The following is a 16,843-nucleotide window of genomic DNA, read 5'->3' on the forward strand; positions in this document are numbered from 1 at the left end:
CGGGTCAGCCACACTCATGCTCGACCCACTCGGTCACCCGGCGGGCGAAGGTCTGTGTCGAGAACCGCTCCGCCTGCACGGGCATCCGCGCCTGGTCCAGCTCGTCGAGCCGGGGGGTCGCCGCGGCGTAGTCACGGGGGTCGAGGGAGTCGACAAGGACACCGGTCTGCGCGTCGACGACAGTTTCCAGCAGGCCACCACGGCGCAGCCCGAGGACCGGGGTGCGGCAGGCCTGCGCCTCGACCGGAACGATGCCGAAGTCCTCGTGGACGGGAAAGAGCAGGGCGCGGGCGCCCCAGTAGAGCTGCCGCAACCGGAAGCGGTCGGGGTGGACCTCGATGGTGACGGGCACCCTCGCCTTGTGCGCCAGGCGACGCAGGCGGGCCTCCTCGGGCCCGGAGCCGGCGATGACCAGGGGCAGGCCGGCCTCCTCGGCGATCGCGATGATCAGGTCGAAGTTCTTGTAGCGCACCCAGCGCCCGACGCCCAGCAGGTAGTCGCGCGGTTGCGCCCGGTCGGGGGGCGGGGCGGCGGAGAAGAAGTCGACGTCGACCGGCGGGTTGATCACCCAGGCGTCGCGCCCCCAGTGCCGCCGGATCCGGTCGCGCACCTCGACGGAGTTGGCCGCGTAACTGTGCACGTGGTGGCTGAGCCCGACGTCGAGCGCCCGCATCAGTCGTCGGGGCACGGCCAGCATCGGCCCGGACGCCCGGTCGTCGACCCCCGGGTTCCAGAGGTAGCGGGCGGGAGCGTGGACGTAGCTGAGGTGCCGGGTGCGGTCGGGACTGCCGAGCCGGACCGTGTGCGCGAAGGCGTGGCTGGAGGAGATCACCACGTCGAACCGGTCGCGGGTGAGGGTGCGCCAGACCAGCGGCATGAACGGCAGGGCGATCGCCTTGTTGCCGCGCAGCGGGGTCCGGGCCAGCCACGAGACCCGTAGCGGTGGCGGGTCGGCGTCGTCGTCACTCCACAGCGCGAAACGCTCGGCGGTCGGGAAGACCTCGGCGAGTTGTCGGAAGACCTGTTCCGCGCCGCCGGTCGAGGTGAACCACTCGTGCACCAGCGCGATCGAACGTCCGGTCTGGACGGAGGGGGCCGGGCGGGGCTCGACGGGCTGCCGCGGGACTCCCGGCCAGGTGCCGGTGTCCGCCGTGGCACCCGCGAGCGCGACCGGCGACTGACCGGACGACTCCCGCAGGGTGGGTGGAACCGGCTGATCCATCACCTCGTACCCCCGTAAGAGTGTGGACGATCGGCGATGCAGCCGCCGATGATAGCGAGCATATTGAGCGATATACATACTACGGACAACAGAAGTCAGTAATCGGACATCGGATCACCGCCGCCAATACCGATCGTCCACACTCTATGCGGTACGTCCGTCGGGGACGTATCGTCGGGGCGCGGCTCGACCCGTCGCCGACGGGCGGAATTCCGGATGATGCTGAGATGCCGCTTCCCTGTCGAGGGTTCCACAATGGTGTCGTTATGACCGACGACGTGGCTCTGCTGCTGCGCCGAACGGCGTTCGGGCCAACCGCCAACGAGCTGGCGGCAGCGCGGCGGGCCGGCTTCACCGCCACCCTGGCTGCGCTGACCACCCCCACGGGGCCCGACATCGGCGCCACCCGGGCACCACTGCCACCGCTCGGCCCCGACCCGTACGTCGGCACACCCGAGCCCACCCCGGCGCAGCGGGTCGAAGCCGACGGACTGCGTCGCGCGCAGGCCGGCACCCTCACCCAGTGGTGGCTGGATCGGATGACCGTCGCCGACCACCAGGCCGTGGAGAAACTGCTGTTCTTCTGGCACGGCCACTGGGCCACCTCGATCGTCAAGGTCAAGAGCCCGCAACTGATGCTGGCGCAACACCTCGCCCTCCGGGAATCGCGGAACTTCCGCGACATGGCCCATCGGATGATCGTCGATCCGGCCCTGGTCTACTGGCTGGACGGTCAACTGAACAGCCGGGAAGCCCCCAACGAGAATCTCGCCCGGGAGTTCTTCGAGCTGTTCACCCTCGGCCTCGGGCACTACACCGAATCCGACGTGCAACAGGCCGGCCTGGCGTTGACCGGGTGGCGGATCGACCTCGCCGAGCGGCGATCGGTCTTCGACCCTCGACGCCACCACGACGGCGCGTCGAGCATCCTCGGCGTCACCAGACACTTCACCACCGACAGCCTTGTCGACCTGGCGCTGGCGCAGGAGGCCTGCCCCCGGTTCGTGGCCGCCCGGCTCTGGCACCGGTACGCCTCCAGCACCCAGCCGATCCCGGAACGCACCTCGGAGGAGATGGTCGCCGCCTTCCCCGAGCCGCTGGCGATGCTGCGGGTGCTGCTGGCCGACAACATGTTCCCGACCACCCGGGCCACCATGGTCAAGCAACCGGTCGAGTGGCTGGTCGGGGCGCTGCGACAACTCGGGTTGCGACCGGCCACCCTCCCGGCGGAGACGGTCACCGGGCTGCTCGACGGGCTCGGTGGCCTCGGGCAACGCCCGTTCGCCCCACCCAGTGTGGGCGGCTGGCCGGCCGGGGTGGCCTGGCTGACCTCGGCTGCCGCCCGGTTGAAACTCTCCCTGGCCGGCAAACTCGCCAGCCAGCTCAGCCCGGAGCGGATGACCCCGGAGGCGGTGGCCCACCTGCTCTGCGTGGACACCTGGACCGACCGCACGTACGAGGTGCTGCGCGGCACCACCAACTCCCGCCTGATGCTCACCCTCGGGCTGGTCAGCCCGGAATACCAGGTGACCTGAGATGGACCGACTCACCCGACGACGATTCCTGCTCGCCTCCGGGGTGGCCGGCGGCGGCGCCCTCGCCGCCGGCGCCGGCGCGATCACCCTGTCCCGGCTGCTCGACAGCGCGGACCCGGAGCCGCGCGTCACCCGGCGTCCGGTGGAGACCGTCGTCCTTGTCACCCTCTACGGCGGCAACGACGGGTTGAACACCGTCATCCCGTACGCCGACCCGGCCTACCGGGCCTCCCGGCCGGAGCTGGCGTACCCGGAGGAGCAGGTGCTGCGGTTGGACAGCGACCACGGTCTGCACCCGGCGATGCGCGGCCTCCAGGGGCTCTGGTCGACCGGTCGGCTCGCCATCGTGCACGGCGTCGGCTACCCGAAACCGGACCGCAGCCACTTCCGGTCGATGGACATCTGGCAGACCGCGGCGCCGAGCGGCCCGGCCGACACCGGCTGGGTCGGGCGCTGGCTGGACGAGACACAGGGCCCGGTCGAGGCGGCAGTCAGCTTCGAACCGGTGCTGCCGCCACTGCTTGTCGGACGACGGCGGGTCGGCGCCTGCGTCAGCTACCAGGGCTTGGAGCTGCCCGACTGGGTGGCGCCCGCCATGGTGGCGTCGCTCGGCCGGATGCAGGCCGGTGAGTCGGCGATGCAGGCCCGGGCCGCCACCGCGTACGCCGATCTGGTCGACATGGGCCGGTTGGTCCGGGCGGCGGTGGCCCCGGCCGCCAGCCCCACCGACGCGACCCCGGTCGCCACCGCCACCGGCACCGGCGGCGGTGGCGCGCTCGGCGCCCAACTCGCGCTTGTCGCCCGCTGCGTCGAGGCGGGGGTACCCACCCGGGTGTACTCGGTGAGCCTCGGCGGCTTCGACACGCACGCCGGGGAACGGGCCGCGCAGGAGGCCCTGCTCGGCCAGCTCGACTCGGCGGTGGCCGGTTTCGTGGACCGGATGGCCGGCAGCGACGCCGGCCGCCGGGTCGCGGTGGTCGTCTACAGCGAATTCGGCAGACGGGTACGCGCCAACGCCTCCGACGGCACCGACCACGGCACCGCAGGGCCGGTGCTGGTGGCCGGGGCGCGGGTGGCCGGCGGCTTCCACGGTCAACCACCCAGCCTCACCGACCTGGACCAGGGCGACCTGAGGGCGACTACCGACTTCCGGGACGTGTTCGGGGCGGTGCTCGACACGGTGCTCGGGGCCGACCCGGAGCAGTATCTGCTTGGCTACCGGGGCCAGCCGCTCCCTCTGTTTCGTGCCGGCTGACGTGCTGCCCGGTGGACCCCGCCGGGCTAGTGGTCGGGTCGGCTCACGACGAGGTCTGCTTCCACCTGTAACGCCAGGGCTCTCAACCTCGCCCTCCTTGCCTCACTCATGTTCGAGTCAGGACGCAGGGCCGGGGGCAGATGTGCGATCCGCCAAGAGCTGACCACCTTCGCCAGCAGCGGCCCAGTGTCCGCGGCGATGACCTCAGCGACAATGCGCATCGATTCGACAACGAGCGGCGCGGCCGACCGCACCTCAGGTCCGCGAACGAGCGCCGCACCAACCAACCCTTGCAGCAGGTTCACCAACTGCAGGTCGGTGCCGGCGTTGATGACCCGCCGTACGGTGTCGGCGTCAGCGAAGTCGAGTGGGTACTCCGCAACGAACCCGGAGTACATCAGGAGGCTGGCACCGAGCTGATCCGGCACGAATTCAGGATCGTCGTCGGACCACCCCCCCTGCTCCTCGAAGATGACCATCGTCGGGTCGGCGAGGGCACCAACCGCCTGGATTCTTGTCAACAACCTGGCCAGACCGTCCCGTCGGGCCGTGACAAATGCGAGGAAGACCGGACGGAAGGCGGAAGTACCGTCCCACTCTCTCGCCGCGCCCAATTGCAGCAGTCCCCACAGGGGCGCGAAGATGTCGTAGGCCAGCGATACCTCGGACGGCTCGACCGTCTTGCTCTCCACGTCGACTCCTTGGCTTAGAACTTGCCCTGAAAGTGCAGGCCGATCGCTTCACCGGTAGGCGTTATGTTAGTGATGCCCTGGTTGAGAACATCGATCCCCTCCTGGGTGTTCACAAAGAACTCCTCCTGGTTGCCGTTCGGTCCGCCCATCTGCTTGATCGACTGAGCGAAGTCCTCCGGCACCTCGACGCGAACGGTTTGGCCCCCACGTCCGTACCCGGTGGCTGCCCGGGTGAATTTATCGGTGAGGTGAACGCCGGGGATGGGCGTACCCGGTCTCTTGCTAGCCGTCGCGATGTCGAGGGCGAACTGTGTGCCTTCGAAGTTCTGCGACCCGTGGTAGAGGACCTTGTAGGGCGCCAGTCCGAATGGGTCAATTTCATAGCTCGGATTGGCGACGTAGCTGTGCGGGCTGGGCCCTGGAAACAGGCCTAGCGGATCTGCCGAGAGATAGCGACCGCTGTCGGGCTCGTAGTACCGGAAGCAGTTGTACGAGGCACCGGTCTCTGGGTCGTGAAGCTGGCCGGGGAAGCGCAGTGGGCAGTCGGCACCGATGGCGCTGACGTGGGTCGGGATGCCCCAGATGGTGGTGCGCTGTTGCCAGGCGATCGACCCGTCCGGCGCGACCAGTTCGGTGGGCGTGCCGACCAGGTCGGTCACGATCGCGTAGAAGCGGCGGTCCACCTCGTCCTGGTCGGCGGAGCCGTCGGTCTGGCTGATCGGCGTGAACGTGCCGGGGGTGTACTCCCAGGTGCTGGTCCTGTCACCGTCGTCACCGTGACGGGTCTGCTCGACCAGACGCGGACCGTCCCAGGCGAAGTCGACCTGCTCGACCACACCACCCTCGGCGTCGAGTCGCTGTTTGGTGACCCGCCGGCCGAGCGCGTCGTACCGATAGCGCCACCGGGCACCGTCCGGAGTGGTCACGCCGGTCAGCCGGTCCTCGCTGTCCCAGGTGTAGCGCCAGGTGAGCGGCTTGGTCGATCGTTGCTTGACCTGCCGTAGCGTGACCCGGCCGGCGACGTCGTGCTCGTAGCGCACGGCCCCGGCCCGCCGAATGAGTGTGCCGGTGTACTCCCGCTCGCCCTGGGCCGCGCCGTCGTGATCCGCACCGGGCCAGGTGGCTCCGGCCACGTTGCCGGCATCGTCGTAGGCGTACCGTTCGGCCCAGTCGGCGGATTGCACGGCCGTGATCCGGCCGGCCCGGTCCAGCTCCAGCCGACGCTCGCCGGTGACCTGGTCGGCGATGTCGGTCAGGTGGCCGTCGGCGCGGTACTGGTAGGCCCGGTGCGCGACCAGGTCGGGCACGCCGCCGTCGACGGCGGGGCTCGCGGTGAGGATCTGGGAGAGCAGCCGGTGATTGGCGTCAAAGCTCTGGGTCAGGGCGAGGCCGCCGACCGCTCGCCGGGTTTCCCGCCCGGCCGCGTCGTGGGTGAAGCTGACAGTCGTATCGCCGGTGTGTAGCGCGACCGGCCGGTGCCCGGCGTCGTACTCCCAGGCACTGTCCACCCCGGACGGGGTACGCCGCTGGGTGCGCCGGCCGAGCGCGTCGTAGGACGAGGTGACCGCGTGGCCGTCCCGGATCTCGGCGAGCACCCGGCCCAGCGGATCCCGCTCGAAGCGGAGATCAACCTCGGGTGACGTTGCACGCAGCAACCGGCCGACCGGGTCGTACCCGAAGGTTGTGGTGCCTTCGGCGGCGCGCTTCTCCACGACGTTGCCCAGCAGGTCGCGGACCAGCTCGATGCTCTGCCCGACGCCGTTGCCCCGGGCCACGACCTGACCGGCGGCGTCGTGCGTGTAGGTCTGGATCCGGTCGTTGAAGTCGGTCTCGGTAACCAGCCGCCCGGCCGGGTCGTAGTCGTAACGCCAGGTCAACCCCTGCGGGTTGGTGACCGTGGTCAGCCGCAGCTCGGTGTCGTAGGCGAAGGCCAGCCGGGCGCCGTCCGGCCCGGTACGTGCCACTGGTAGGTCGAAGTGGCCGATCTCGAACTCGGTGGTAGCCCCGGTCTGGTCGGTGTGGGTGACCAGGTTGCCTTCCGGGTCGTAGGTCCACTCCTCGCTAGCCCCGTCCGGGCCACGCCGCCACGCGAGTCGCCCCTCGGCGGTCCAGCCCAGGCGGGTGGTGCCGCCGACCGGGTCTGTCACCTCAGCAACTCGTCCGGCCGCGTCCCGCCGGTAGGTCGTCACCGCGCCGGTGGGCTCGGTGACCGAGCTGATCAACCCGGCCGGGTCGGTCGCCACCACCAGGGCGTTGCCGAGCGCGTCGGTCACCTCGCTGAGGTGACCGGCCTCGTCGTAGCGGTAGCGGGTGACAGCGCCGATCGGATCGGTGACCACTGTCAGGTTGCCGCGCTCGTCGTACTCGCGTCGCCAGACCGCGCCGTCGACATCGGTGACCACTACCGGTTGTCCCTGGTCGTTGTACGCGGCCGTCGCCCGGCTGCCGTCCGGGCGGGTGACCTCGACCAGGTTGCCGTCGTCATCGTGGGACCAACGGGTCGTCCGCCCCAGAGCATCGGTCTCGGACAGCTTCCGATCGAACCGGTCCCAGGTGAAGGCCGTGACGTTGCCCAGCGGGTCGGTGACCTGTTCGGCCTGCCGCAGCTCGTTGAGCTGGTAGACGGTGGCATGGCCGAGCGAGTCGACCACAGTGGTGACGCGGGCCTCGGTGTCGTAGCGCAGCAGCCCGGTCAGATAACCGCCGGTGCCGGAGGTGGCGACGCAGCGACCGTCCTCGTCATAGGCGTAGCGGTACTCGGTGCCGTTGCGGTCCGCCCACCGGGTCACCCGTCCGTCGATGTCGTAGTCGAAACGCAGCGGCAGCCCGGAGGAGTTGACGACCTCGGTCAGGTCACCGGCCTCGTTGTAATCGAAACGGACCAGCTCGGTATCGGTGTCGCCCCCGCCGAGGTCGAACCCGACGATCCGGTTCTCCTCGGTACGCACCCGAACCCGGTAGCCACCGGAGTGCACCACCTCGACCGGCGCGCCGCTGTCGTCGTGGCGCACGTCGACCCGGTGACCGTTGCGGTCGGTCAGCGCGACCAGCGGAAGCTGGGCCGCCAGGCTGCCCGGCACCGGCCCGAAGTGCCACGTCCAGCCCTGTGCCGGATTCGTGACCCGGTAGGTACCTTCGGCCGGATCCTGCTCCAACGGCCAACGCGGTCCCTCGGTCGGCAGTCGATCGGGGCGACCGTCCGCCCCGACCGGGTAGATGAGCGCCATCCCGTCGGCGGTCGCGACGTAGACCCCGGCGTCGTCGACCTCGATCCGCTGGTCGAGGGTGGAGGCCCAGGACCGGCCGAACCAGCTCCCCAACCGATACGACGACAGGTGGGTACGGGACAACAGCAACGGCAGCGCACCGGGCAACTCGACGTCGGTCTGGGTGAGCACCATGTCGCCGCAGGCGACGTCGATCGGATCCAGCCGCGCCAACCGTTTGATCGCCTCGATCCCGAAGCCCCGCGGGTTCGCCAACCCCGCACGAGCCACCGAGGCCATGCTGCGACCCCGGGCGGCGACCGAGGAGAAGGCGTGCGCTATTCGGCCGCCCTTGAGTGCGCCCGCGCCGAGCCGAGCAAGCTTGCCCACTCCGGGCAGCAGATTGAGCCCGACGTCGATCAGGATGGTCTTCAGGCTGCCCTTACCGGTAGCCGCGTAGATCGACAAATCGATCGCGGAGGCGAGCAGGGCGGCGCCGAGCGCGATCGGCGCCATGATCGGCGCGAGGATCGGAATGAACGACAACAACCCCGCGACCAAAGAAACGATCTTCAACGCGCCCGACAGTTGCGCCAGCAACTCCTGATTGTCCCGGACGAAGTTGGTGAACTGACCCTTCAGATCCCACCACTTCGGATTCTCCTTGAACCGCAGACCCTTCGCGTCATTGACCACCCGCACGCAATCGCGCACCGCCGTGGCCAACTCACCCCGCAACGCCCCCGCCTGGGCCACACACTCGTCCCAGTCCCGCTGCGCCTGCGACAACGCCGTACCCGCGGCCCCGGCATCCGACCGGTAGGTGTCCGGCTCCGCCGCCTGCTCCGGCGGCCGATCCGCGACCTCCCGCTCATGGCGCTTGTCAGCCTGCTCGGCACGGTCGGACCGCCCCCGCGCCGCCTGCAACGCCGCCCACAAACCCGGCGCACGCTGCGCCAACGGACGCATCCGATCCTGCAACGACGACAACGACCCCGCGAACGCCACCAACCCCGCCGACACCCGACCAAACGCATCACCGGTCACCCGCAAATGCCCCGGCATCTGCGCATTCAGCCCCTCCCGGAACAGATCCGCCTCCGGCCCCACGAACTGACTCGTATCCAAACCCGAGATCTGCCCCGCCGCCTGCGACGCCGCCGAACCAAAACCCTCCCACCGCCCCGCCGACGACCGAATCGCCGACGGATCACCATCCATCCGAAACAGATGCGCCGGAAACTCAGCCATCGCCCGGACCTCCCCCGTGTCCACGCCAACCAGCCGCACTACATATCGAACATAGACACGCGACAAACTTCCATGACTACTTCAGTCACATATCTCGCACAGTCTGCGCACCAGCCCGCGCGGACGCTCCGGGCCCGCCGGGGTCAGCGCCTCACCGGGGCCTTCTACGCGGTGACGTGTGGGCGGACAGCCAGGCACTGGTGACGCAGGTTGACCTGGTTGATGGCCTCCGCGTACCTGCCGTGGTAGACGTCGGTCAGGACCACCATCGGGTAATGGGCGTCCGCGGCGGTGAGTGCGCTGATCGGCACGGAGAGGTGGAGCAGTTTGCGGATCTCCACCAGTGCCTTCACCCCGGGACGATGGGTGACCAGGACGTCGATCGGCCCGGTCGGGGTTGCCGCATCCCGAACGTCTTCGGCCGAATTGATCGACCGGAAGCCCTCCGCCACCAGGCCCGACAACCGACCAACGCGCGTGCCGTCGGACGTGCCCACCGCACCGAGGCCGATGAGGACGACCTCGGGATCGGGGTCGTTCGTCGCGACGAACAGGCCGTCGCCGCCGCCGTCGTCCCCAATCAGCAACAGGTCCGGTGCGTAGTCCGAGATTTCGTACGTGAGGTTGCGTTCGGCGATCTCGTCCGGACCGTAGACGGACACGTCGGCTGCGGCGTCCACCGGCCGCTCACCCGTCCACACGTCGAGCAGCGCCTCCGGCGGCCGGACGCCCACCTGCGCCTCGACCTGCTTGGCGATCGACTCCCGATCGTCGTCCACGAACGCTCCCCCCGTCTCGACGGCCTCAGCGGCGCCGATGCTGTGGTGGAGGGGGCCGGACCATGCCGAGCGCGCAGGTTGACCGGGTTGCTGGCCTCCGCGTACCTGCCGTAGCAGACGTCGACCAGGGCCGACATCGTTAGCCGTTCACGCTCCCCATGACGAACCCTCTCCGGCTGGAATGACGTAGGACCTGGCGAAGTTCTCATCAAACAGGACGAGTAGTGAGTCCGGCATATACCGGGGTGTTCCATCTTCGACCTCACCGAGTGCGATGACGGCAGACCCGGTAACGCCGAAATCGAATCGCACCGCCCACAGCAGCTCTGGACAGTCATCGCACGGCTGGTGCCACGCCCAGGAGATGCCCTCGACGGCATGCCCCATCCGGGACGGCCAAGGGGGGATGCCGCTGGCATCGACCGCGACGGCCGACCTGCCGAAAAACAGCGGATCCACCGGGTCGGTGGCGACGACGGCCAGACCTTCATTGAACCCGTTCATCGACCACGCCACGTTGAACGTGAGATCGTCAAAACGGAGTGAGACACCCATGTCGGCGACATGAATCGCGCCAGCAGGCGAGTCCTCCTCCACCCACTCCAGCCCTGGCGGAACAAAGTAGGTGACACCCCGGAGTCGACGTGCCGCTACCGCCGCAGACAACTCGTCAATCCGGGTCTTGTCCTCGCGCTGCACCAAAGCCATGCTCATCAACTAATCTTTCCAAAGAACTGGAATGCGTTGTTCGCGTCGAAGAACGCCGAGATGAAGCCGTCACCGCCGGGCGAAATGACGTTACTGACGACATGGTACCCGCCAGGGAAGTTGGTTTTGAGACCAGCCGGCACCACGCTCGAAAGGGGATCCGTCAATACCTCTTCGAGCATCTCCCGCCCAGCTTGGTTCAGGATTTTTGGCGACTGCGAGGGCAGATGCGGAAGGTCGCCCTGCATCATGTGTTGTTGGTATTTCCGGCCGGCATGGGTCAGTCCCGTCTTCGCGGCCTTCGCGCTGTCCGCCGCCCGGCCCCCGGTCGCTGCCATCTGCGTCAGACAGCCTATGAGCCCAAGTGGGTCGAGCCAGCCGAGCGGGTTCATCACATAGGCGTGCGGGTTGGGACCTGCTTCGAGGCCGACAGGGTCCGTCGATACGTAGCGGGCCGTATCGGGGTCGTAGTACCGGTGATAGTTGTAGGAGGTGCCGCTCTCCGGGTCATGGATCTGCCCGGGGAAGCGCAGCGGGCAGTCGACCCCCGCAGCGCTGACGTGAGTCGGAATCCCCCAGATTGTCGTCCGCTGCTGCCAGGCGACCTCGCCGTCGGGGCTGACCAGTTCGGTAGGCGCGCCCACCAGGTCAGTCACGATCGCGTAGAAGCGGCGGTCCACCTCGTCCTGATCGGCCGAAGCGTCGGTCTGGCTGATCGGGGTGAACGTGTCCGGGGCGTAATCCCAGGTGCTGGTTCGCACTCCGGCGTCACCCCGGTGGGTCTGCTCGATCAGGCGCGGGCCGTCCCAGGCGAAGTCGACCTGCTCGACCACACCACCGTCGTCATCGAGGCGCTGCTTGGCGACCCGGCGGCCGAGCGCGTCGTACCGGTACCGCCAACGGATGCCATCCGGTGTCGTGACCGCAACCAGCCGGTCCTCACTGTCCCAGATGTAGCGCCAGGTCAAGGGCTTGGTCGACCGTTGCTTGAGCTGCCGCAGCGTGACCCGACCGGCGTTGTCGTGCTCGTAGCGCACGTGTCCAGCACGGCGGATCAGGGTGCCCGTGTACTCCCGCTCACCCCGAGCCGCGCCGTCATCCTGTGAGCCGGGCCAGGTGGCGGTGGCGACGTTGCCGGCCTCGTCGTAGGCGTACCGCTCGGTCCAGTCGCCGCCCTGCACGGCGGTGATCCGGCCCGCCCGGTCCAGCTCCAGCCGCCGCTCGCCGGTGAGTTGGTCGGCGATGTCGGTGAGGTAACCGTCGGCGCGATACCGGTACGCCCGGTGCGCGACCAGGTCCGGCACCGCGGCTGGCTCCGCTGGACTCGCGGTGAGGATCTGGGAGAGCAGCCGGTGGTTGGCGTCCCAGCTCTGGGTCAGGGCCAGACTGCCGACCGCGCGTCGCGTCTCCCGACCGGCCACATCGTGGGTGAAGCTGACCGTCGCGCCGCCGGTGTGCAGCGCCACCGGCAGATGACCGGCGTCGTACTCCCAGACACTCTCGACCCCCTGGGGAGTGCGCCGCTGCGTCTGCCGACCGAGCGCGTCGTAGGACGAGGTGACGGTCTTCCCGTCGCAGATCTCGGCGAGCACCCGGCCCACCGGATCCCGTTCGAAGCGGACGTCAACGTCGGGTGCGGTGGCGTGCAGCAGCCGGCCGGCCGGGTCGTATTCGAAGGTGGTGACGCCTTCGGCGGTGCGCTTCTCGACGACGTTGCCGAGCAGGTCGCGGACCATCTCGATGCTCTGCCCGGCACCGTTGGTCCGCGCCACCAGCTGACCGGCGGCGTCGTGCGTATAGGTCTGCGTCCGACCGTTGAAGTCGGTTTCGGCTGCCAGCCGCCCGGCCGGGTCGTAGTCGTAGCGCCAGACGAGCCCCTGCGGGTTGGTAACCGAGGCGAGGCGCAACTCGGCGTCGTAATCGAAGGCGAGCCGGGAACCGTCCGGCCCGGTACGCGCCACCATGAGGTCGAAGTGCCCGATCTCGAACTCGGTGGTCGCCCCGGTCTGGTCGGTGTGGCTGACCAGGTTGCCTTCCGGGTCGTAGGTCCACTCCTCGCTCGCCCCGTCCGGGCTCCGCCGCCACGCCAACCGCCCCTCGACAGTCCAGCCGAGATGGGTGCTACCACCGAGCGGATCGATCACCTCCGCGACCCGCCCAGCCCGATCCCGCCGGTAGGTCGTCACCGCGCCGGTGGGCTCGGTGACCGAGCTGATCAACCCGGCCGGGTCGGTCGCCACCACCAGGGCGTTGCCGAGCGCGTCGACCACCTCGCTGAGGTGACCGGCCTCGTCGTAGCGGTAGCGGGTGACAGCGCCGATCGGATCGGTGACCACTGTCAGGTTGCCGCGCTCGTCGTACTCGCGCCGCCAGACCGCGCCATCGACATCGGTGACCACTACCGGTTGTCCCTGGTCGTTGTACGCGGCCGTCGCCCGGCTGCCGTCCGGGCGGGTGACCTCGACCAGGTTGCCGTCGTCATCGTAGGACCAACGAGTCGTCCGCCCGAGAGCATCGGTCTCGGACAGCCTCCGATCGAATCGGTCCCAGGTGAAGGCCGTGACACGGCCCAGCGGGTCGGTGATGCGTTGGGTCTGGCCGCGTTCGGTCAGCTCGTAGATGGTGGTGTGGCCCAGCGAGTCGCCCACCGCGGTCTTTCGCGCGGCCGGGTCGTAGTGCAGCCGCGCGGACAGGTATCCGCCGGAGCCGGTCGCGGCCACACAACGGCCCTGCTCGTCGTAGGTGTAGCGGTACTCCTGCTCGTTGCGGTCCTGCCAGCGGACCAACCGGCCCTCGTCGTCATAGGCGAAGCGCAACGGCAGCCCCGACGCGTTGATCACCTCGGCGAGACGGCCGGCCTCGTCGTAGCCGAACCGCACCAAGGTCCGGGCCGCACCGGAAGGCTCCGCGTCCAGCAGGCTCAACGCCGCCACCTGACCGCGCAGGGTGTCGACAGCGATCCGGTACCCACCGCTGTGCCGGACCTCGGTGACCACCCCGTCGGACCAGTCCAGGTCGATCCGGTGGCCGTTGCGGTCGGTCACGGCCACCAGCGGCAACACCTCGACGGGCTCGCCCTCACCCGCCGGCTCGGGCAGGTCCGGCACCGCCTGGAAATGCAGCGCACGACCGGTCTCAGGCTGATCGACCCGGAAACCGCCGACGGTCGAGGTGAGCGGCCACCGGGGCCCCGTCGCTGGCAGGGTCTGCGTTTCGCCGCTCACGGGCGTCGGGTAGGTGAGCACCATGCCGTCCTCGGCGACGAAACACACCCCGTGATCGTCAACCTCGACCCGTTGATCAAGGGTGGACGCCCAGGACGGCCCGAACCACCGACCCACCCGGTACGACGACACGTGACTACGAGTCAGCACCAGCGGCAGCAGACCGGGCAACTTGGCATCGGTCTGCGCGAGCACCACCTCGCCGCTGGCCACGTCGATCGGGTCAGCCGCCACCTTGCGCCCGCCCATGGGGATGCTCGGCCGCGGCAGATTCGGCAGCGCGGCACGCGCCTTGGTCAGGCCTCTGGCGAGGGTCGGCAACCCCCGCTTGGCCAGGGCCAGAACCGGCCTGCCGAGCGCCGCGAGCCGGCCGATGGGCACGACCGTCAGCACCGTGTCGATCAACAGGTTGGTGAGACTGCCCTTACCCGTCGCCGCATAAATGGACGCGTCGATGAGCAGAGCCGCCGCACCAGCCGCGATGGCGATCGGCCCCATGATCGGCGCGAGGATCGGAATGAACGACAACAACCCCGCGACCAAAGAAACGATCTTCAACGCGCCCGACAGCTGCGCCAACAACTCCTGATTGTCCCGCACGAAGTTGGTGAACTGACCCTTCAGATCCCACCACTTCGGATTCTCCTTGAACCGCAAACCCTTCGCGTCATTGACCACCCGCACGCAATCACGCACCGCCGTGCCCAACTCACCCCGCAACGCCCCCGCCTGCGCCACACACTCATCCCACGCCCGCTGCGCCTGCGACAACGCCGCACCCGCCGCACCCGCATCCGACCGATACGTGTCCGGCTCCGCCGCCTCCGGCGGCCGATCCGCCACCTCCCGCTCATGACGCTCATCAGCCTGCTCCGCCCGGTCGGAGCGCCCCCGCGCCGCCTGCAACGCCGCCCACAAACCCGGCGCACGCTGCGCCACCGGACGCATCCGCTCCTGCAACGACGACAACGACCCCGCGAACGCCACCAACCCCGCCGACACCCGACCAAACGCATCACCGGTCACCCGCAAATGCCCCGGCATCTGCGCATTCAGCCCCTCCCGGAACAGATCCGCCTCCGGACCCACGAACTGACTCGTGTCCAAACCCAAGATCTGCCCCGCCGCCTGCGACGCCGCCGAACCAAAACCCTCCCACCGCCCCGCCGACGACCGAATCGCCGACGGATCACCATCCATCCGAAACAGATGCGCCGGAAACTCAGCCATCGCGCCGGACCTCCCCGTGTCCACGCCAACCAGCAGGCGGCCCCGACGTGGGCCAATCACTCGCCGGCGCCACGTACCACCACGACGACGCGCCCGGACCTCGATCGACGCCCGGACGCGGCCGCACTGATGGATCAGCCCTGCAGAGTCCCCCGCACCTGACCGCGCATCTCCTGCACGGACGTCGTGGTCTGACCCAGGGCGCCCTTTACCGAGTCGAGGATCTGCTTCACGGTGTCCGCCGCAGTGTTCCACTGCATCTGGATACCGTTGTAGATCTCCATCTCGTCGCCCTCCCAGTTGGCCTTGACCCGGGTGACGAAATTGGTCAGATCATCGAGACTTGCCTGGACCCCGTTGGCGACCGAAGCAATGTCGCCCTGCGCCGACCCGGCGGTCGACTCGTCGTAACTGAAGACGTCACCCATGATCCCCGTAACCTTCCCGTCAGCCCCGGAACTTCGCGCTGTCCCAGTTGGCCGACCCCATGGTCGACTGCAACTGGCTGGTCTGCTCCGAGTGGTAGGTGTCGTAGAGCTGGCCCGCCGAACCGACCCGGCTCGTGATGTCGGTCAATGCCTTGTTGAGATCGGCCATCGCCGTGTTCCACCGCTGGGTCAGCTGATCCCAACTCTGGTAGGCAGAACCCTTCCAGACCGCCGGCAGCGGCTCGATCGCGCTGATGAACGATCGCGCCTGACTGTTGAGGGCAGCGACCGAAGTGTCTAGATTTGACGAGTGTTGGTTGACCGCATTGTCGGTGATCGAAAACTTCGCACCCATCCGAAGCCCCTCCCGTGAACTCGACCCACAGTCATTCGAACATAGACAGGCAACGACCTTTGTGCGCTACCTGAGTCGCATATCTCGCACAATCTGCGCGGCTAGGTCGAGAATGATCTCCTGCGTGCCGCTCGCGAGATCAGCCCAGCGCAGCGCGTCGGCGGCCCGCAATGCCGGGTCGAACGGCAGGACAAAGGTCGGAATATCACCGGGCGACCGCCCGGCCCCGGCAGCGGCCGGCTGCGCGTCCTTGCCGACCAGCACCTGGACGCCGACTTGCTCGAACGGCTCGCGCAGCAGTGGGGCGATCCAGGACCGGGAGTCGGCGAGCAACCGGGCGCCGCGCTCGTCGTCCGGGGCAACCAGCACCACCCGGTCGGCACGGGTCAGCACCGCCGGCACGACCGGATCCCCGGTCAGCGGCGGGGTGTCGACGACCCGCACGGGAAACCAGCGGCTGAGGGTGGCCGAGACCGTGCCGTACTCGGCTGCCGTCACCGGGGGCGCGGCGTCGCCCGGGGGGCCGGCCAGCAACATCGCCCGCTCGGCCAGCGCCAGGCGCTCCCGCAGCCACCGGTGACCCACCGCCGGCCGGCGACCGGCGGTGGCGCCGCGCAGGCCGAGACCGGCCAGCACCACCTCGGTGGACCCACCGGGCCGGACCGCCAGCCGGGCGTGCAGGCCGCCACCGTGGCCGGTGTCCACGGCGAGCACCCCGGTGCCCTGGTGGCGGGCCAGCGCCGACGTCACAAGGGCCGCGAGTGTCGAGCGACCGGTGCCCGAGCCCGGCCCGACCACGGCGATCACGCCCGGCCGGAGCCGGGCGGACAGGGTTTCCGCCCGCTCCCGCTCGGCCCGGACCCGTGCGGTGATGCGGGGGTCGAGGGCTCGCACCATCGTCCGGCCGATCTGTCGGTACTCGGTCATCGGGGTCCCCCCGTATAGACGTGAGTTGTTA

The 16,843-nt window shown here is 69.1% G+C and carries 11 protein-coding genes; 2 read left to right on the forward strand and 9 right to left on the reverse strand.

What is annotated here, in order from left to right:
* Positions 1 to 4: 4 nt before the first annotated feature.
* Positions 5 to 1,222, reverse strand: a complete 1,218-nt coding sequence (locus tag ACQPWW_RS27890; protein ID WP_433126606.1) for a glycosyltransferase — start codon at positions 1,220 to 1,222, stop codon at positions 5 to 7.
* A gap of 266 nt (positions 1,223 to 1,488) precedes the next feature.
* Here ACQPWW_RS27890 and ACQPWW_RS27895 point away from each other — a divergent pair, with 266 nt between their 5' ends.
* Together ACQPWW_RS27895 and ACQPWW_RS27900 are read left to right on the forward strand one after the other, a co-directional pair.
* The gene (locus ACQPWW_RS27895; RefSeq protein ID WP_433126608.1) at positions 1,489 to 2,757 is read left to right on the forward strand and encodes a DUF1800 domain-containing protein; all 1,269 of its coding nucleotides are present in this window, start codon (positions 1,489 to 1,491) and stop codon (positions 2,755 to 2,757) included.
* Between the two features lies 1 nt (position 2,758).
* Positions 2,759 to 4,012: a DUF1501 domain-containing protein gene (locus ACQPWW_RS27900; protein WP_433126610.1), complete on the forward strand. Its 1,254-nt coding sequence runs from the start codon at positions 2,759 to 2,761 to the stop codon at positions 4,010 to 4,012.
* Between the two features lie 26 nt (positions 4,013 to 4,038).
* On the opposite strand, the gene ACQPWW_RS27905 is transcribed toward ACQPWW_RS27900, so the two are convergent.
* The 8 genes from ACQPWW_RS27905 to ACQPWW_RS27940 all read right to left on the reverse strand — a co-directional run bounded on the left by ACQPWW_RS27905 (position 4,039) and on the right by ACQPWW_RS27940 (position 16,812).
* Positions 4,039 to 4,704: a hypothetical protein gene (locus tag ACQPWW_RS27905; protein WP_433126612.1), complete on the reverse strand. Its 666-nt coding sequence runs from the start codon at positions 4,702 to 4,704 to the stop codon at positions 4,039 to 4,041.
* 14 nt (positions 4,705 to 4,718) lie between these two features.
* On the reverse strand, positions 4,719 to 9,161 hold the full coding sequence (locus tag ACQPWW_RS27910; RefSeq protein ID WP_433126614.1) for a DUF6531 domain-containing protein: 4,443 nt from the start codon (positions 9,159 to 9,161) through the stop codon (positions 4,719 to 4,721).
* A 164-nt stretch (positions 9,162 to 9,325) separates the two neighbouring features.
* Positions 9,326 to 9,940: a hypothetical protein gene (locus tag ACQPWW_RS27915; protein ID WP_433126616.1), complete on the reverse strand. Its 615-nt coding sequence runs from the start codon at positions 9,938 to 9,940 to the stop codon at positions 9,326 to 9,328.
* Positions 9,941 to 10,087: 147 nt separating this feature from the next.
* Positions 10,088 to 10,654, reverse strand: a complete 567-nt coding sequence (locus tag ACQPWW_RS27920; protein WP_433126617.1) for a hypothetical protein — start codon at positions 10,652 to 10,654, stop codon at positions 10,088 to 10,090.
* Complete coding sequence (locus tag ACQPWW_RS27925) at positions 10,654 to 15,102, reverse strand: DUF6531 domain-containing protein (protein ID WP_433126619.1); 4,449 nt, start codon at positions 15,100 to 15,102, stop codon at positions 10,654 to 10,656. Before ACQPWW_RS27925 ends, ACQPWW_RS27920 begins: the two co-directional genes overlap by 1 nt.
* A gap of 134 nt (positions 15,103 to 15,236) precedes the next feature.
* Positions 15,237 to 15,530, reverse strand: a complete 294-nt coding sequence (locus ACQPWW_RS27930) for a WXG100 family type VII secretion target (RefSeq protein WP_357080017.1) — start codon at positions 15,528 to 15,530, stop codon at positions 15,237 to 15,239.
* A gap of 19 nt (positions 15,531 to 15,549) precedes the next feature.
* A complete protein-coding gene (locus tag ACQPWW_RS27935; RefSeq protein ID WP_355032311.1) occupies positions 15,550 to 15,885 on the reverse strand; it encodes a WXG100 family type VII secretion target in 336 nt (111 codons plus the stop codon).
* 66 nt (positions 15,886 to 15,951) lie between these two features.
* Positions 15,952 to 16,812 carry a hypothetical protein gene (locus ACQPWW_RS27940; RefSeq protein WP_433126621.1) on the reverse strand — a complete coding sequence of 287 codons (861 nt, stop codon included), beginning with the start codon at positions 16,810 to 16,812 and terminating at the stop codon, positions 15,952 to 15,954.
* Positions 16,813 to 16,843 lie beyond the last annotated feature (31 nt).

Source organism: Micromonospora sp. CA-240977 (assembly GCF_050942285.1).
In the GTDB taxonomy this organism is placed as follows: domain Bacteria; phylum Actinomycetota; class Actinomycetes; order Mycobacteriales; family Micromonosporaceae; genus Micromonospora.